Source organism: Psychrobacter sp. 1Y11, assembly GCF_052259045.1.
Classification (GTDB): domain Bacteria; phylum Pseudomonadota; class Gammaproteobacteria; order Pseudomonadales; family Moraxellaceae; genus Psychrobacter.
On record NZ_JBQQER010000013.1, the window covers coordinates 1 to 15,424 of the forward strand.

Annotated in this window: 13 protein-coding genes; 5 read left to right on the forward strand and 8 right to left on the reverse strand. The window is 45.0% G+C overall.

The features are described from left to right. Window positions 1-102 precede the first annotated feature (102 nt). On the forward strand, window positions 103-705 hold the full coding sequence (locus ACTXGJ_RS10865) for a LysE/ArgO family amino acid transporter (protein ID WP_443565971.1): 603 nt from the start codon (window positions 103-105) through the stop codon (window positions 703-705). Between the two features lie 158 nt (window positions 706-863). On the opposite strand, the gene ACTXGJ_RS10870 is transcribed toward ACTXGJ_RS10865, so the two are convergent. The 4 genes from ACTXGJ_RS10870 to ACTXGJ_RS10885 all read right to left on the reverse strand — a co-directional run bounded on the left by ACTXGJ_RS10870 (window position 864) and on the right by ACTXGJ_RS10885 (window position 5,408). Next, window positions 864-2,246 (reverse strand): NAD(P)-binding domain-containing protein, encoded by a 1,383-nt coding sequence (locus ACTXGJ_RS10870; protein ID WP_439243670.1) that lies wholly within the window; start codon window positions 2,244-2,246, stop codon window positions 864-866. Between the two features lie 192 nt (window positions 2,247-2,438). After that, window positions 2,439-3,080, reverse strand: a complete 642-nt coding sequence (locus ACTXGJ_RS10875) for a MarC family protein (RefSeq protein ID WP_439243672.1) — start codon at window positions 3,078-3,080, stop codon at window positions 2,439-2,441. A 178-nt stretch (window positions 3,081-3,258) separates the two neighbouring features. Beyond that, window positions 3,259-4,119: a carboxylating nicotinate-nucleotide diphosphorylase gene (gene nadC / locus ACTXGJ_RS10880; RefSeq protein ID WP_443565972.1), complete on the reverse strand. Its 861-nt coding sequence runs from the start codon at window positions 4,117-4,119 to the stop codon at window positions 3,259-3,261. A gap of 284 nt (window positions 4,120-4,403) precedes the next feature. Beyond that, entirely contained in the window at window positions 4,404-5,408 is a 1,005-nt protein-coding gene (locus tag ACTXGJ_RS10885; protein WP_439243678.1) for an NUDIX hydrolase, read from the reverse strand. Between the two features lie 386 nt (window positions 5,409-5,794). On the opposite strand from ACTXGJ_RS10885, the gene nadA reads away from it, so the two are divergent. The 4 genes from nadA (at window position 5,795) to ACTXGJ_RS10905 (ending at window position 11,091) form a co-directional block, all read left to right on the forward strand. Further along, window positions 5,795-6,934, forward strand: coding sequence for a quinolinate synthase NadA (gene nadA, locus ACTXGJ_RS10890; protein ID WP_443565973.1), 1,140 nt, complete (start codon window positions 5,795-5,797; stop codon window positions 6,932-6,934). A gap of 1 nt (window position 6,935) precedes the next feature. Further along, entirely contained in the window at window positions 6,936-8,813 is a 1,878-nt protein-coding gene (gene nadB / locus ACTXGJ_RS10895; RefSeq protein ID WP_443565974.1) for an L-aspartate oxidase, read from the forward strand. Between the two features lie 59 nt (window positions 8,814-8,872). Then, window positions 8,873-9,844, forward strand: a complete 972-nt coding sequence (locus ACTXGJ_RS10900; RefSeq protein ID WP_443565975.1) for a phosphatidate cytidylyltransferase — start codon at window positions 8,873-8,875, stop codon at window positions 9,842-9,844. A gap of 335 nt (window positions 9,845-10,179) precedes the next feature. Then, window positions 10,180-11,091 (forward strand): LysO family transporter, encoded by a 912-nt coding sequence (locus ACTXGJ_RS10905; protein WP_443565976.1) that lies wholly within the window; start codon window positions 10,180-10,182, stop codon window positions 11,089-11,091. 116 nt (window positions 11,092-11,207) lie between these two features. Here ACTXGJ_RS10905 and ACTXGJ_RS10910 read toward each other — a convergent pair whose 3' ends face one another. The 4 genes from ACTXGJ_RS10910 to ACTXGJ_RS10925 form a co-directional block, all read right to left on the reverse strand. Continuing rightward, entirely contained in the window at window positions 11,208-11,810 is a 603-nt protein-coding gene (locus ACTXGJ_RS10910) for an OmpA family protein (RefSeq protein WP_443565977.1), read from the reverse strand. Next, window positions 11,807-12,556 carry an OmpA family protein gene (locus ACTXGJ_RS10915; protein ID WP_439243830.1) on the reverse strand — a complete coding sequence of 250 codons (750 nt, stop codon included), beginning with the start codon at window positions 12,554-12,556 and terminating at the stop codon, window positions 11,807-11,809. Before ACTXGJ_RS10915 ends, ACTXGJ_RS10910 begins: the two co-directional genes overlap by 4 nt. A 30-nt stretch (window positions 12,557-12,586) precedes the next feature. Beyond that, window positions 12,587-13,876, reverse strand: coding sequence for an FAD-dependent monooxygenase (locus ACTXGJ_RS10920; protein ID WP_443565978.1), 1,290 nt, complete (start codon window positions 13,874-13,876; stop codon window positions 12,587-12,589). A 62-nt stretch (window positions 13,877-13,938) separates the two neighbouring features. After that, window positions 13,939-15,237: an FAD-dependent monooxygenase gene (locus ACTXGJ_RS10925; RefSeq protein WP_443565979.1), complete on the reverse strand. Its 1,299-nt coding sequence runs from the start codon at window positions 15,235-15,237 to the stop codon at window positions 13,939-13,941. Between the last annotated feature and the right edge of the window lie 187 nt (window positions 15,238-15,424).

Genomic DNA, 15,424 nt, shown 5'->3' on the forward strand with positions numbered 1-15,424 from the left:
ATTGAATAAGTCATCGTTTATTTCATTAAATGCAATTGTTAATAGGATTGTATCGGTTTTATTTGGATTAGACTATACTACTTATCAATTAACGACCTACTTATGATTGCTGCTGACTATTTTTCTGGGTTTTTCCTTGGTCTATCACTGATCATTGCTATCGGCTCACAGAATGCTTTTGTCCTAAAACAAGGCCTTAAACGCGAGCATGTGTTTCTTATTTGCCTGTTCTGTGCCGTCAGTGATGCGTTGCTTATTTCAGCGGGTGTCGCAGGCTTTGGCGCCGTAACGGCTCGTTTCCCGCAAGTTGTGACTATCGCAAAATTCGCAGGCGTGGTGTTTTTAGTCGCTTATGGACTGCAAAGCCTTTATGCTAGTGCAAAATTATCGCACGCTCTAAATATAGAAGGACAAGCAGTAGGCAGCCTAAAAAAAGCACTGCTACTGTGCATCGGTTTTACTTGGCTTAATCCGCACGTCTACTTAGATACTTTGGTGCTAGTGGGCATGGTTTCAACCGGTGCTAGTAGCAAATTAACCTTTGCTCTTGGAGCCGTCAGCGCTTCTTTTGTGTTCTTTTTTGCGCTAGGCTATGGTGCGCAGCTACTACGGCCGCTATTTGCTAAACCTAAGGCTTGGAATATACTCGATGCCTTAGTCGGACTGTTGATGCTTTATCTGGCGTGGCATTTATATAACAGTTAGTATTTTACAAGCCTATTCTTATAACTATTATAATCAGCCATAAAAAAACCAAACACACTATGTCAGTATGTTTGGTTCTCGCATGATCCAATCAATAGCTAATAAAAAAATCACTCAAGTCTATGAATGAAATTCTTTAGCTTTAGCTATAACTGCAGCTAGGACGCTTTTTTATGCTTTTTAGACTTGATAAAGCTCAGGTTCAAAAAGTGCTCTAGCGAATCGTCAGTGATATCTAACCATGGCTCTGGTAGCTCTGGTGCTAGCGTACCAGTAAGCGTGGAGCGGTAAGCTTTTTCTCTGAATCTCATGATATCTTCCGCTTTATCCTTCTGCCACTGCTTTAAGATATCTGCTTGCTTTTCGACTGCAAATTCAGGATAGTCGGTCGCGTTATTGAGATCGCGGATATAGGCTGCTTGAAAGTCAATAGAATCATCGACCGTCACTGACTTAGCATAAGTGGCGAGCCATTTTTCTTCGTCTGCTTGACGAGTCTCAAGATCTGGTAATTCGATATCACCCATGATGACATCGCGGGCGTACCACGCTTGCGCGTCAAACATATTAAAGGTGAAGTACTGATCCTGCATACCTAAATAGATAAGCTGCGGGTTTGGCTGCCAAAAGATACCCTTATAAAGATTAGCCGGATACAGACAGTTATGCGTCTGCAAACGTAATTCGTCTGGCAAGAAAGGGAAATGGAACAAATAGCCAGTACACATAATAATCGCATCAAAGCGCTTACTCGTACCATCAGCGAAATGCGCCACATCGTCTTCAAAATGCGTCACTAGTGGCCTCTCGCTAATACCCTCAGGCCAGTCATAACCAAGCGCTTGAGTACGATAGCTGATAGTGACCGATTTAGTGCCATATTTATAGCACTGAGTGCCGATATCTTCGGCAGAATAGCTACTACCGATGAGTAAGATCTCTTCATCTTTAAACTCTAAAGCATCACGGAAGTCATGGGCGTGCAACACGCGGCCTGGGAAGGCTTCTAGTCCTTCAAAATAAGGCATATTCGGGGTGGAAAAATGACCTGTCGCGACCACCACATAATCAAACTCGCCGACTTCTTGCTCGCCGGTCTTGTGATTCATTACCGTCACAGTAAATAGCTTGGTTTCATCATCGAAAGTTACCCAACGTACTGGGCACTCAAAACGGATATATTTTTGGATATTTTGCTTATCAATGCGCCCCATGATGTAGTCTTTTAGGACTTCGCGCGGTGGATATGACGGAATAGGCTCGCCAAAATGCTCTTCAAACGAATAATCGGCAAACTCTAAGCATTCTTTGGGGCCATTCGACCATAAGTAGCGATACATACTGCCGTGAACGGGTTCACCATTTCTATCTAGGCCAGTACGCCAGTTATAGTTCCACATGCCACCAATGGCATTTTGTTTTTCATAACATACAATTTCTGGTAAGTCCTTAGCGCCTGCTAAACGCGCCGCTTCAAAGGCACGTAACTGTGCCAAACCGCTTGGACCTGCACCTAATATAGCAATTTTTTTCTTGTTCAAGATTTACTCCTGCTGATAATAGTGGAGCACTACTATAACATATTTTTATAATTCATGTTTTTAGCCGCTCTACTTTGTCATGGATCAGGGGCTTAAGGCAGGATAATTCGTATGGCAACAGACAGAGGCATGAAGCGTTATAAATTAATAAGTGCGCTAATAAATGAGCTGATAAACGAATTGATAGAATAGCTACAATAGAACAGGAAACAGGCTACGCAGAGCATTGACGATGATTTCAATTGAAACGGCCGCCAAGAGCATACCCATAATTCGGCTCATAATATTAAGTCCAGTATCGCCTAATAAGCGGCTAATGCGGCCAGCTGCCATTAATGCTAAATAACAAAAGATACTGATCAGCACGCCGGCTATGAGGATAGCAGATATCTGCAGAACGCCAGACACTTGCGAGGAGTAGATGATCACGGTGGAGATACCGCCAGGCCCAATCATCATCGGAATGGCTAGTGGCACCACTGCTGCAGCTGTCGTCGGCGGTGCATTCTGCACATGATCGACATCGAAGTTCTCTTGATCGGGCTTAACCGGATTACCCTCGCCGTTCATCATATTGAGGGCAATTAAAAACACCAAAATACCACCCGCCAGTTGAAACGAGCCGATGGAGATACCCAAAGCTTTTAGTAGAGTCTCACCCACTAAGGTAAAAAAGCTGATAGTAATAAAAATAGTTAAACAAGCGATGCGCGCAACTTTGCGGCGATTAATCATCGAATAACCGCGAGTCAAATCTAAAAATAAGGTCAAGGCGCTAAAAGGATTAATCAGCACCAAAAAAGCTAAGATAATTTTGATAATTTCAGTATTCACGGCGCGCTCGCTTGTTTTGGATAAACATCGGGCAAAAGATAAGGCCATCGTGCGATTGCAGCGATGACCCCGTGTTTTTTCAATGGCGCTATTATATCATAGGAAGAGAAGCGAAATAAATCACTAACTGCCTTTAAGTGTTTCATTTTAAGATACTAATTAAGACATCGCTAGTTGCTTAAGCGCTAAAATCTAAGCCGATATCTAGCGCGGTCGTGCTATGAGTTAAATAGCCCATGGCGATAAAATCAACCCCCGTCTTCGCCGCCGCTTGTACGGTTTCAGGAGTGATGCCGCCAGAGGCTTCAGTCTTAGCGCGGCCTTGGCACATAGCCACTGCTCTAGCTAAAGTATCGGGATTCATATTATCGAGTAGCACTAAGCTGACGCCAGCGTCTAATGCGAGCTGCAATTGCTCTAAGGTATCGACCTCCACCTCGATCGGAATAAGATGACCAGCAAAATCCTGCGCTTGCTTGATCGCCGTTTGGATGTCGCCGGCGATGGCAATATGATTATCTTTGATTAAGATCGCATCATCTAAGCCTAAACGATGATTGCGACCACCGCCGCAGCGCACGGCATACTTTTGTAGGGTACGTAGACCCGGAATCGTCTTGCGTGTACAAGTGATTTGCGCGGGATACTCTGCGACGCTATCGACGATTTGCTGAGTGGCGCTAGCAATCCCGCTCAGATGAGTTAGAAAATTCAAAGCCGTACGCTCCGCAGTCAACAAGTGCCGTGCGTTACCACTGACGATAGCGAGCACAGTACCTGCGGCGACACGCTCACCATCATGGACGTGCGCGACAAACTCTATCTGCTCATCGATCGCAGCAAACGACAACCTGGCTACGTCCATGCCGCAGATTACCCCGGCTTGCCGCGCCCGAATCTGTAGCTTTGCTTGTTTATCAGCGGGAATCGTAGCTTGCGAGGTCACATCACCGCGCCGACCTAAATCCTCTATTAACGCGGCTTGTACTAATGGTTCAAGCAGTACTTTATCCAGCGCAGGCTCTAAGTGAGTATTCATCGTTTGCTCTATCCTATGCTTGTTAAAAGTCTAAAAATCTAAACGCTTAACATAAGCGCTAGACACTTAAACTCAAAATGAGCATAAATATAGCGTAATGCACCTTTATTTTCAACAAAAAAGTTTTGAGCCAAAAAATCATACGATGAATAAAGACATCAAAATCACTAACGATACAGATTGCGTCTAAGGTATAGCCGATCCACTATAAAATAAATACAGTGCTACGATAGCTGCAGTCTTTTTACTTAGAATTAACTATAGAAAGTCACTTGGGTATAGAGTCACTTTCGCTTAGGTAGCTTGCTATCCATAAGCAAACTTTGCAGTTCTATATCGTGGCAAAACCGATAGAGCTTCGCTGGACGGCCGCGCTGGGCGCTACTACTCTCCCCTGTAGGCATGACAAGGTTTTGCGACTCTAGTAAGCGCCGAAAGTTCTGTTTATGCAGACGCATACCCGATAGTGCTTCAACGCTTTGCTGTAAATGAGATAAGGTAAAGCTATCTGGCATGAGACCAAAGATGAGCGGGCGATATTCTATCTTGGCGCGCAACCTTGAGATGGCGGTAGCAATGACTCGGCGATGGTCATAATACATCGGTAAGCCTATCTGTTGTGTCCAGTTAGCAGCGAGCTTATTTGGCTGATAGTTTGGCGCTTCTGGTACTAAGTCAGCCTCGTAGAGCATCTCATAACGTAGCAGTACATGCTCTGCTACCCAGTCGCTTGTATCAGCGTTACTAGTTTTTGCTTTGTTGTTATGGCTTTCATCTATTTGACCGACGCCCCAACATAGACCGATACGCTGGTGCCGTCTCTGCCGTATCGCCTCGTCCTCTGCGCTATCGGCCCACGTATATAACGCCGGTAGGATCAGATTAATAATAATCTCTGGCGTGCCTGCTAAGTGATTTTCCCATGGAAAATAATCGTACCAATCCTGCCAGCTTGCTTGGCTCTGCGCTTGCTTGGCTTGCCGCTCCTGTACCAAACCTAGATAGCTGACATAGACCAAAGCATGACCATCTTCATTACGCCTATTGGTATCGACGAAGGTATAAAGCTGCTCTAAATACCCTAACGGCTGCTGCGTTTGCTCCTCCACCCATTGGCGCACGCCGGCTTGTAGCGAGCGATGCAGAGGCATCAAAGGTCCGTTAGGTAACAGCTTACCTTGATCGACAGTGAGGACTTGCGCGGTATTATCAGCGATAGTTATCAGTACTGCCACGACCTCAGTAGTACCACTACCTTCCTTATGCGCATGTGAATAGGACAACGTCATAGTTTTATATTTTTACCCTTTAACAAACTTCGTTTATAGCCGATCCACTATAAAATAAATACAGTGCTACTGGGATGAATTTTTATTTAGAATTCACTGTTTAACTTCCATTTAATGCTGATGCAAATTCTGATGTGGACAACTCATTATCTTATAGCAGTATAACGCGATTTGCTGACTATCCTAGTCTCAGGTTGTAATTCTATCTCGCTAAATAAGCCCTTATCTAAAAGGCTTCAAAACAACCAGGCAAAATTACACTATAAAAAATACTTGTATTTATGCTCAAAATGAGCATAATATAAAACATTCCTTACTTGAGATAGCTATCTCCCCAATTCTAATCCCTTCATTAATCAAATATTTTTATAATAAGGCTCACCCTTATGAAAGCTTATCCCTATGACGCACCAGTACTAAGCGCTGACAAGCGTATGGCGATACAAACCAATATCGACTACGCCAAAGCAAAAATACCTGCTGACTTGCCGCACGCTCAGCGTCTACAAGTCGAAGCTAACATTAAACAGCTCTTGCTTGAGCACAACGCGGTATTGGTGGCGCATTACTACGTCGATCCCTTTATTCAAGATTTGGCATTAGCCACTGGTGGCTGCGTAGGCGACTCATTGGAGATGGCACGCTTCGGTCAAGCGCATAGCGCTCAGACTCTCATCGTCGCAGGCGTGCGCTTTATGGGCGAGTCTGCCAAGATTTTGAGCATGGAAAAGACAGTACTAATGCCAGACCTAGAAGCCGAATGTTCGCTTGATTTGGGCTGCCCTGTCGATGAATTCTCCGCCTTTTGTGACGCGCATCCTGATCGTACCGTAGTGGTCTATGCCAATACTAGCGCCGCTGTGAAGGCGCGTGCCGATTGGGTAGTGACGTCCTCTGTCGGCATCGATATCATTCGTCATTTACACGAGCAAGGTGAAAAAATAATCTGGGGACCAGATCGGCATTTGGGCAAATATATCGCGCGTGAGACAGACGCAGATATGCTGCTTTGGCAAGGCTCATGCTTAGTCCATAACGAATTTAAAGCAACTGAGCTCAATCAGCTCAAGGCAGAATATCCTGAAGCAAAGGTCTTAGTCCATCCTGAATCCCCTGATAGCGTGGTTGCGCTCGCTGATGTGGTCGGCTCAACCAGTAAGCTGTTGCAGGCGACTTATGAGCTGGATGCCGATACTTTCATTGTCGCAACCGATCTAGGTATTTTGCATGAGATGCAAAAGCGCTCGCCTAATAAGCGCTTCTTAGCTGCGCCGACCGCCGGTGAAAGCGCCAGCTGTAAGAGCTGTGCTTTTTGTCCTTGGATGGCGATGAACGGTCTGCTAGGCATCGAACAATGCCTGCTTAATAATAGCGGCGAAGTCACGCTGTCAGAGGAATTAGCGGCAGCGGCTAGCAAACCGCTACAACGGATGCTAGATTTTGCCGAGGCTAAAAAACAACGAGTAGCCGCTAGCGGTGATCTGGTTAAAGACCGGCCGCTATTTGCAAAAGTGGGAGCCGCGTAACATGACTGATAGCCTTGATGCTAAGCAGAACATTTTGTCTAAAAACAATCTCTTTGATAATACTATGCATACTGAAGTATTGATCATAGGGGCAGGATTGGCAGGTCTTAGCACAGCATTAGCTTTGCCAAAATCGCTAAGCATCACGGTCTTGAGTAAGGCGGAACTACAAGCTTGCTCTAGTCATTATGCCCAAGGCGGTATCGCTGCTAGCTTAGCTAAAGACGATAGCTTTGATGACCATATCAAAGACACCTTAATCGCTGGTGCTGGACTGTGCTCGGCGGATAGTACCGCGAGTATTCTAAAAGCTGGAAAACAGGCAGTGCAATGGTTATGCGAGCAAGGCGTGCCTTTTACGCAATTAGCTAACAGTAGCAATACCGCCTCTCGTATACAGCCCAATCTGACAACTGATGACCTGCATTTAACCCAAGAAGGCGGGCATGGTTGTCGGCGAGTGGCGCATGCAGACGATGCGACCGGTCGCTACGTGATGGAAGCCTTGACCATTCAAGCGCAAGCGGCTAGCAATATTACTATCTTAGAGTTTCATGAAGCTTTAAGTTTATTAGTTGACGAAAAAAATAATCACTGCCAAGGCGCTGTCGTTTTTGATCATAACAACCAGTGCCAACGGACCATTTATAGTAAGGCAGTAGTGATGGCTAGCGGCGGCCTAGGTCAACTTTTCGCTCGTGCCAGCGCTCCCGATATCTGTGTCGGTGATGGTGTGGTAATGGCGTGGCAAGCCGGTTGCCGATTGGCCAATTTAGAATTTGTGCAGTTTCATCCGACAGGCCTTGCTTTGGGTAAGTCGAGCTTCTTAATATCTGAAGCGCTGCGCGGTGAAGGCGGCCGTTTGTATTGTCCGATAACCGGCCAACGCTTTATGCTAGAGGTTGATGAGCGTGCTGAGTTAGCCCCGCGTGATATCGTCGCCCGCGCTATTGCCGAGCAAATCAGTAATAATGGCTTAGGCTACGTGCACTTAGAGGTCAGTCACTTGCCCGCGCCATTTTTGCGTGAGCACTTTCCGCAGATCTATCAAACGCTGCTAACGTTAGGAATAGATATTACTACTGATCCTATTCCCGTCGCGCCAACTGCCCATTATAGCTGCGGTGGTATCGTCACCTGCAATCAAGGTTTGAGCGATGTACCCGGATTATACGCAGCTGGTGAAGTGGCATATACCGGTCTGCACGGCGCCAATCGTCTAGCTAGTAATTCGCTATTAGAATGTATCGTCGTTGGTCGTAAAATCGCTAAACACCTACCACGCTATTTGACTGATCATATCTGGTCTACGCCTACTGTCGCAAACGTCCAATCTATCAAAATCTCAGAAGATACTCTTTTTCATCAGTCTGCTAATGCAGTTACTGATATTGATGCGAATGTTGACGATTTGCATACCGATGATACTTCTTTGCAACTAAAAGCGCTGATGACCAATAATATGGGTATTGTCCGCGATGCCTGCTGTCTTGAGCAAGCTTTGCTGCAATTACAGCAATGGCAAAAAAGATTTAAACTTTCAAAAGTAAACCACAGTGGTGAGCGCAAAAATCCTGCCGAGAATAACGGCTTAGTAACTTCAAAAAACCTCAGCACTTTTCAGCTAACGCGTCAATTACAGCTAGCGACTTTGATCATTCAAGCAGCACTGCAGCGTCAGGAGAGCCGCGGTGGTCATTATCGTCAAGACTACCCTACTTTGGCTGACAAGCCTTTAGTCAGCGTTATTCAGCCACATACCGATGATAGGTTTATCACTCAGCAAACCGCCCATTACTGTATAAATATAAATGCTCCTGAGTCAATACTTGCTAATAGTGGTTCTGATGAGTCTTTAGCGACGCTTGCCCCTATTTAATCGCTGCCTTATCTAGTATAGTAAGTTAAAGATACAATATCTTACAGAGTGAGTCATCAATGAGCACTGATACGCTATTTGTTATCTTACTTATGCTTACCGTCAGCTCGGTTTGGGCTCTGCTAGCGATACCGAAGCTACGTGCTCGTTTGCCTACGATTTATCTCATTGCGCGCTCTTGGTGGTGGATGCTTGCCGCCTTATGCAGCTGCTATCTTATCGCCAAAATAAACAGCAGTAGTCATCGCTTCGATAGTAATTATCCTTATCAGTGGCTGTTAGTGGGCTTTTTTGTGCTCATTGGTTTACGCGGTAGCTATGAGATCAGCCGTCTGTGGCGCTCCGAGAGTAAATCCCGACTGATTAGTAAGCTACAAGCCCGTGGTTTACAGTCCAATGCCTTAGCATTACCCGTCTCTAAAAAACAGCTGATAGCAGAAGCCTCAAGCAGCACATTCTCTAATAGCACTTCTGGCTCTCATACTACTAATGACCCTCTTGCTAGCAGCAACATCCAGCCTTATATCTATCTCAATCTACTAGACGGGCTCTTTAGTGGCGCTTTTATTTTGCTCATTGTCAGTCTAGTCTTTCTACAACAGCTGACTTGGCACCGCAGCCAATATGGGGTGTTGTTATTTGTGCTATTCGCCAGTCAATTTAACGACATTGCTCAGTATTTATGTAGCAAGCTGTTTAAAGGCCGACTGTTTAAGCGTGGCCTTGCGCCGCGAATCAGCCCGAATAAAAGTATCGAAGGGGCTTTTTTTGGTAGTCTATTAGCAGCGCTATTAGCTAGCCTGTTAGGAGTTTGGTTGACGCCATTTGCCTGGTGGATTTGCCTGCTTAGCGCTTATGGTCTTGCGGTTAGTGGTATCGCAGGCGACTTGTTAGAGTCCGCTTTTAAGCGCCAACATGGGGTCAAAGATACCGGCACTATGTTAGCAGGACATGGCGGGGTATTAGATCGTATCGATAGTTTATTGCTTGGCGTACCGATATTTACGGTGGCTTATTGGTTATTAGGATAAATGGGCTTAGCAAGCTTAGCATTACTATGACGACCACAGTCATCTGCCAGCTGATGGTTCTGTGCTGTAAAGCCAGAGCCAGACCTTTACCTCTAGTACTATCCACGACTACTAACTGAGGAATGCTTTGGCTTCCTATGGCTTTTTTACGTTTATTATTTATTGAAAATGCACAGTTTTGTATATTTCATGGCCTCAAATACTTCGCAAAGTAACCAGTGTCTGACCACTATAGCCGTTTTTATCCGCTAAATTCATTCCTTATTATGGTACAATTGCCGGCTTGTAAAAACGTTGTGAATGTTCAACAGTACCTGCTATTTCGAGCCTGTCCTATGCAAAGCCTGATCACCCTTGTCTTAGTGTTAATGCCGATGTTCATTGGCTTTGCCATTCCTTCTAATCCCAAGATGACAACCCTCGCTGATAAAGGTTTGTCTTATTTGGTCTTTGTTATCCTCACCTTAATTGGCATTGAGCTGTCGCAGGTAGAAGGATTAGGCAGTCAAATAGGTGAGATTGCGCTGTATGTCACTATATTGTCAATATTGACTATAGGTGCCGGGCTATTTAGCTTGATGCTATTTGATCACCTAAAACCTTGGCAAGCCAAAAAACCAGTAGCTAAATCTAAAGAACATCGGGTCAGTATTCGCGGTAGTTTAGCGCAAGTTTTTTGTGTCATGCTAGGTATGATCATTGGTTATTTGTTGCCCGAAAACTATCTACCACCCGAAAACACCATGACTGTCCTGCTGATGATTTTGATTTTATTAGTCGGTATTGGCCTTAAAGGCTCAGGCATTACTTTGAAAGAAGTGCTACTCAATAAGCGCGGGGTGGAGATGAGTGTTATCTTCACTTTTTCGGTGTTGGTTGGCGGGCTCGTTTTTGCATTGCTATTTAGCGAAGTATCATGGACCAAAGGCTTAGCACTAGCGTCAGGCTTTGGTTGGTATTCGCTCTCTGCTATCGTCATGACTGAAGCTTATGGCGCAATTTGGGGCAGTGTGGCGTTATTTAATGACTTAATCCGTGAGTTCTTTGCGCTGATATTTATACCGGTGTTTATGCGTAAATATCCGTCTGCCTCAGTGGGCCTCGGCGGCGCGACGAGTCTCGATTTTACCTTACCCATTATTCAGCAATCAGGCGGCCTCAAGGTCGTGCCACTGGCGATTAGCTTTGGCTTTATTATTAATATCGTCTCGCCGGTGTTGATGGTGGTGTTTTCGGCGTTGGGGTAAGTAAAGATTTAATAGTCGCTAATTCAGCTAATGGGTAAGACCAATATAAAATTCAATTAAAATTTAACGTATTGATCTGTACATGAGTCGTTTGTCGAGATATAAAACAAGTTGCTTTAAGGCTCTTGAGCTAGCCCATAAACTCGGCGGTTCATAGACTTACCTTCTTCAGTATCAGAAGAGGCTATAGGCCGTTCAGCATCATAACTGAAGATACTTAGACGATTAGGATCAATTTGATGCTGCATTATTAGATAGTTTTTGACGATAAGCGCTCTATTTTTGGCTAGAGAATTTGGTCGTAACTCTGCATCTGAGCTTTTATCTACTTCATCTGCTGAAGCGTGCCCCTCAATACGCATAGTTGCGGTCTCGTACTCTTGCAATTTTTTGGCTACTTTATCAAGCTCAAGCTGATACTCTGGTGATAGCTTACTACTTCCTTTTGCAAAAAAGGCTCGGTATTCCATTTTTAGACCTATACCAATAGGTGTAAATGGACAGCCTCTTCGATCTACTACTACGTTCATTGGTGTGGCTGGGCATTGATCCAATTCATCAGAGATGCCGTCACCATCACTATCATTATTAATCGTCGCTACAGGTATGTTGCTAGTTTGGCCTGTTTGATTGCTTGAGATAGGTTCAGATAAAGACTGACAGGCTGATAAAGTTAAAGCACTTACTACAACTGTTACTAGTTTCAGCTTAGTTTTCATTGTTTATCCCTATTGAACGCTTTACATTTTTCTTGATAACCTTCTAAATTGTGCGTACGAACAATGTAATTTTCATCCTCTACAGCAGACCAACCAAATACGCGCTGATTCATATGTATATTCGCCTCAGTATCATTTTCAGCAATCTGATAATGAGTGCCACAATCATAAGTATAAACTCTACTGGCAGAGATACCTCGGCTGATCAATCGGTCTTTAACAAGCTGTGCACGATTCTGTGCCAGTTGTTCATTGATAAAAAAATTACCATTAGCTTGCTTGTCATCGACCTCTTGCATGAGCTGCGCCTCAGGCATAGAGATATGTCCTAAAATAACTATAGGTAAATAATCATACTCAGCATATTCAATAAGTTTTTCAGCAGTATTATCTATATCTGTAGCATAACCTTCACGCGAAAACTTAGCGCTGCCCTGCTCAAAGTAGGTCTTAATTTCTAATGCAAGAGGTCCCATTAAGTTTTTTGCTATTGGGCAGCCTTTTTTATCAATAATAGTGTTGATGGGTGTTTTTGGACAATAATCAATATGGTCTAAAACGCCATCACAGTCTGAATCTGGAATAGGTGGTACTAAGGTTACAGGGGGTTCATGATTTTCACTTTCGTAACTATTAGAACTTTTAGAGACATAATTTGACTTAGAAGAAGGTAGTGAAAGAGTCTGACATGCTGGCAATGTCAAAGCGCCGAATATAATACCTATTGTCATCCATGACTTATTCATCACACTTTACTCTTTAGTTAAATTTACACCCTAAACCCCACTCGCCTGCCTCGCAAACAGACGCATCAAAGGCTTAATCTTACCCACCCGATACATGCCTTCGCTACGAATCTGCTGTATAGGACGCGTTTGCGCAAGCTCTCCTGCAAATAGCCAATTCAGCAGCGAAAAGCTATGCATCATCAGGCTATTATGCGGACGACGCAAGCGCTCATACGTGCGTAGCGTCTGCGCGCTGCCCCATAGGGTATTACCGCTGCGCTGATAGTCGTACTCTAATTGCGCAAATAGTGCCTTGACGTCGAGCATGCCAAGATTGAGACCTTGTCCGGCGAGTGGATGGACGCCATGTGCCGCGTCTCCTATCAAGACCAGATTATCCGCAATATAGCTTTTGGCTTGCTGCGCGGCTAATGGGAAGCTGGCGATAGATTCTATCTTTTGAATAGCACCAAGCTCGTAATTGCTCGCAGCAGCGAGTTTATCAGCGATATAGTCTGGCTCTTCTGCTAGTAACGCTAGCGCTTGATTGCGTGGTAGTGTCCAGACGATTGACTGCCAATGTTGTGGATTGGCCTTGTCCTCATCAGTGATATCGGCTAACGGTAATAACGCTAGCGTCCCAGTAGGTAGCATGGCTTGGCGGGCAGTCGCTTGATGCGGCTTTGCAGTCTGAATCGCACAGCAAATCGCCGTTTGCTGATAGTCCAAAGTATCAAGCTCAATAGCCGCTTGTTTGCGGACAAACGAGCCGCGACCGTCAGCGCCCACTAGCAAATTTGCGCTAATCCTTTCGCCATTCTCTAAAGAGACTTGATAGCCTTGCTCAGCCCCTAGCCAGTCCATATCAACCACTTTTTGACCTTTGATAACCGTTAGATAATCGCTAACGTCCTCATCTTCTAAGCGCTGCCAAAGGGCGCGCTCGATGACTAACGGCTCGACCATACTGCCGAGCATAGCGGCGGGCTTAGCCTTGTTTTGATCAGTATTATTTACACAATCATCTTTATCACTATCTCCAAATAATAGCTCGCCTAAGCCGTTGAGCTGCCAAACCTGCATTTGAGTGTAATCGGCTTTACGGCCGCTAGCCTGAATATTTTGCCACGCGCCGACTTCTTTGAGTAGATTAATACTGGCCAGACTAAGCGCATAAACCCGCGCATCACGCTGAGTTAACGCTTGTTGCCAATTCGCTTCATCGCGCTCGGAGGTCGCATCGACTAAAGTAACCGGTCTTTTCGCTTGTGCTAGTTTTAGCGCTAAAGTTGCACCAACGATACCGCCACCGATAATTAAGCTATGGTTGTTTTTCATAAATACTTCCTAGATACAATATTTCCTAGATTTAGTAGCTATCCATACTTTAGCAAAGCAAACTAAGACTTAAGTCCCATCGCATAAGTGGCGACTAATGGTTTAATATTCGGCAACTTATCAAAGGCAACCAAAGCCACGTTACGTGCCAGCTTCACCGCTGGATTTGGATGCTTAAAGCCATGTACGACGGCATCACAAAAGCGAATCACCCGTTTTTGATCGCTTTGGCGCGATTTTTCATAGCGCTTTAGCATCTGCTTATCACCGATATCTGCGCTTTGTTGTACTTGCTCGTTTAGCATTTTTGCGAGTACATGAGCGTCGCGCATACAGAGGTTAAAGCCCTGACCTGCCACTGGATGTAGCGTATGTGCGGCATTGCCCATAATCACGCAGCGGTCTTTAACTTGCTGGTTAGCAAGTACTCGTGTCAACGGATAAGCGCCGCGGCGACCGGTTTTGATAAAACTGCCTGCGCGCTCGCCAAACGCTTGCTGTAGCGTCGCCAAAAAATGCGCGTCATCCTCTAAATATTGCTGCTCTTCGCCATTAGGGCAGACCCAAACCACCGAACGGCGATAGCCTTTTTGATACTTATCATTGCCATCGCCTTCAGGATCAGTTAGTGGTAGGACGGCTAAGGGGCCAGCGGGGCTAAAGCGCTCAATCGCCACATGATTATGCGGCATAGAGGTTTCGACCACACCAACGATAGCGGTTTGCCCATAGTCATAATCGGTTGTGCTTATTCCTAAAAGCTTACGCACCGTAGAGTCGCGCCCATCACAAGCGACCAACACGCTGCCTTGCAGTTGCTGCTCACCCTCACTGCCATCATAATAGTTAAAGGTCAAAGTGACGCTATCCGCTTGTTGCTTGACGGCGATGACATCAGCATTATCAATTAAAGTAATCAGTTCCTCATTCTGCGCGGCAAGTAATAGTTTACGACCTAACCAAGCATTTTCCATCACTTGCCCAAAGGACTCGACATTTTCTTCTTCCTTTTTGAGCTGCGCGCGCCCAAAGCTGCCTTGTTCACTGATTTGTACCGCATCAATCCGACAAGCATGGCTTTGTAGCTCATCCCACAGACCTATCTCTTGATAGATCTGCACCGTTCGCCGTGACAAAGCGGTATTACGACTGTCTAGATAGTGACTACGCTTGGCATCGTCTTCGGGACCGATCTCAGGATAGCTATTTTTCTCAAGTAAGGTACTCGCGATGCCGTGATGCGCAAGCAAAAGAGCAAAAGATAAGCCGACATGACCGCCACCAGCGATAAGCACTTGTTGATCGGTAACGGCTTTAGGATTGATATTAAGCTTAGCGCTATGTTGTTCAGGGTTTTGCATAATTATTCCTATTATAAAACTAAAATATTTCAAACTAACTCAAAATAAAGCCTCAGTTTTTATCATTATTTTTAACTGATTTTTTGCTTGAAGGTTAATACTAAAGGAGCAATTCATAAGCATTCGTAAGCGAATTAGATAGCCAATAGGTTACCACAAATTATCATAAACTCTGTGAGCTTAACGC

What these genes read in the sequence shown, in the direction of transcription:
- ACTXGJ_RS10865 (WP_443565971.1), top strand. Translation starts at nt 103, where the DNA reads ATGATTGCTGCTGACTATTTTTCTGGGTTTTTCCTTGGTCTATCACTG.
- nadC (WP_443565972.1), bottom strand. Translation starts at nt 4,119, where the DNA reads ATGAATACTCACTTAGAGCCTGCGCTGGATAAAGTACTGCTTGAACCA.
- ACTXGJ_RS10885 (WP_439243678.1), bottom strand. Translation starts at nt 5,408, where the DNA reads ATGACGTTGTCCTATTCACATGCGCATAAGGAAGGTAGTGGTACTACT.
- nadA (WP_443565973.1), top strand. Translation starts at nt 5,795, where the DNA reads ATGAAAGCTTATCCCTATGACGCACCAGTACTAAGCGCTGACAAGCGT.
- nadB (WP_443565974.1), top strand. Translation starts at nt 6,936, where the DNA reads ATGACTGATAGCCTTGATGCTAAGCAGAACATTTTGTCTAAAAACAAT.
- ACTXGJ_RS10900 (WP_443565975.1), top strand. Translation starts at nt 8,873, where the DNA reads ATGAGCACTGATACGCTATTTGTTATCTTACTTATGCTTACCGTCAGC.
- ACTXGJ_RS10905 (WP_443565976.1), top strand. Translation starts at nt 10,180, where the DNA reads ATGCAAAGCCTGATCACCCTTGTCTTAGTGTTAATGCCGATGTTCATT.
- ACTXGJ_RS10910 (WP_443565977.1), bottom strand. Translation starts at nt 11,810, where the DNA reads ATGAAAACTAAGCTGAAACTAGTAACAGTTGTAGTAAGTGCTTTAACT.
- ACTXGJ_RS10915 (WP_439243830.1), bottom strand. Translation starts at nt 12,556, where the DNA reads ATGAATAAGTCATGGATGACAATAGGTATTATATTCGGCGCTTTGACA.
- ACTXGJ_RS10920 (WP_443565978.1), bottom strand. Translation starts at nt 13,876, where the DNA reads ATGAAAAACAACCATAGCTTAATTATCGGTGGCGGTATCGTTGGTGCA.
- ACTXGJ_RS10925 (WP_443565979.1), bottom strand. Translation starts at nt 15,237, where the DNA reads ATGCAAAACCCTGAACAACATAGCGCTAAGCTTAATATCAATCCTAAA.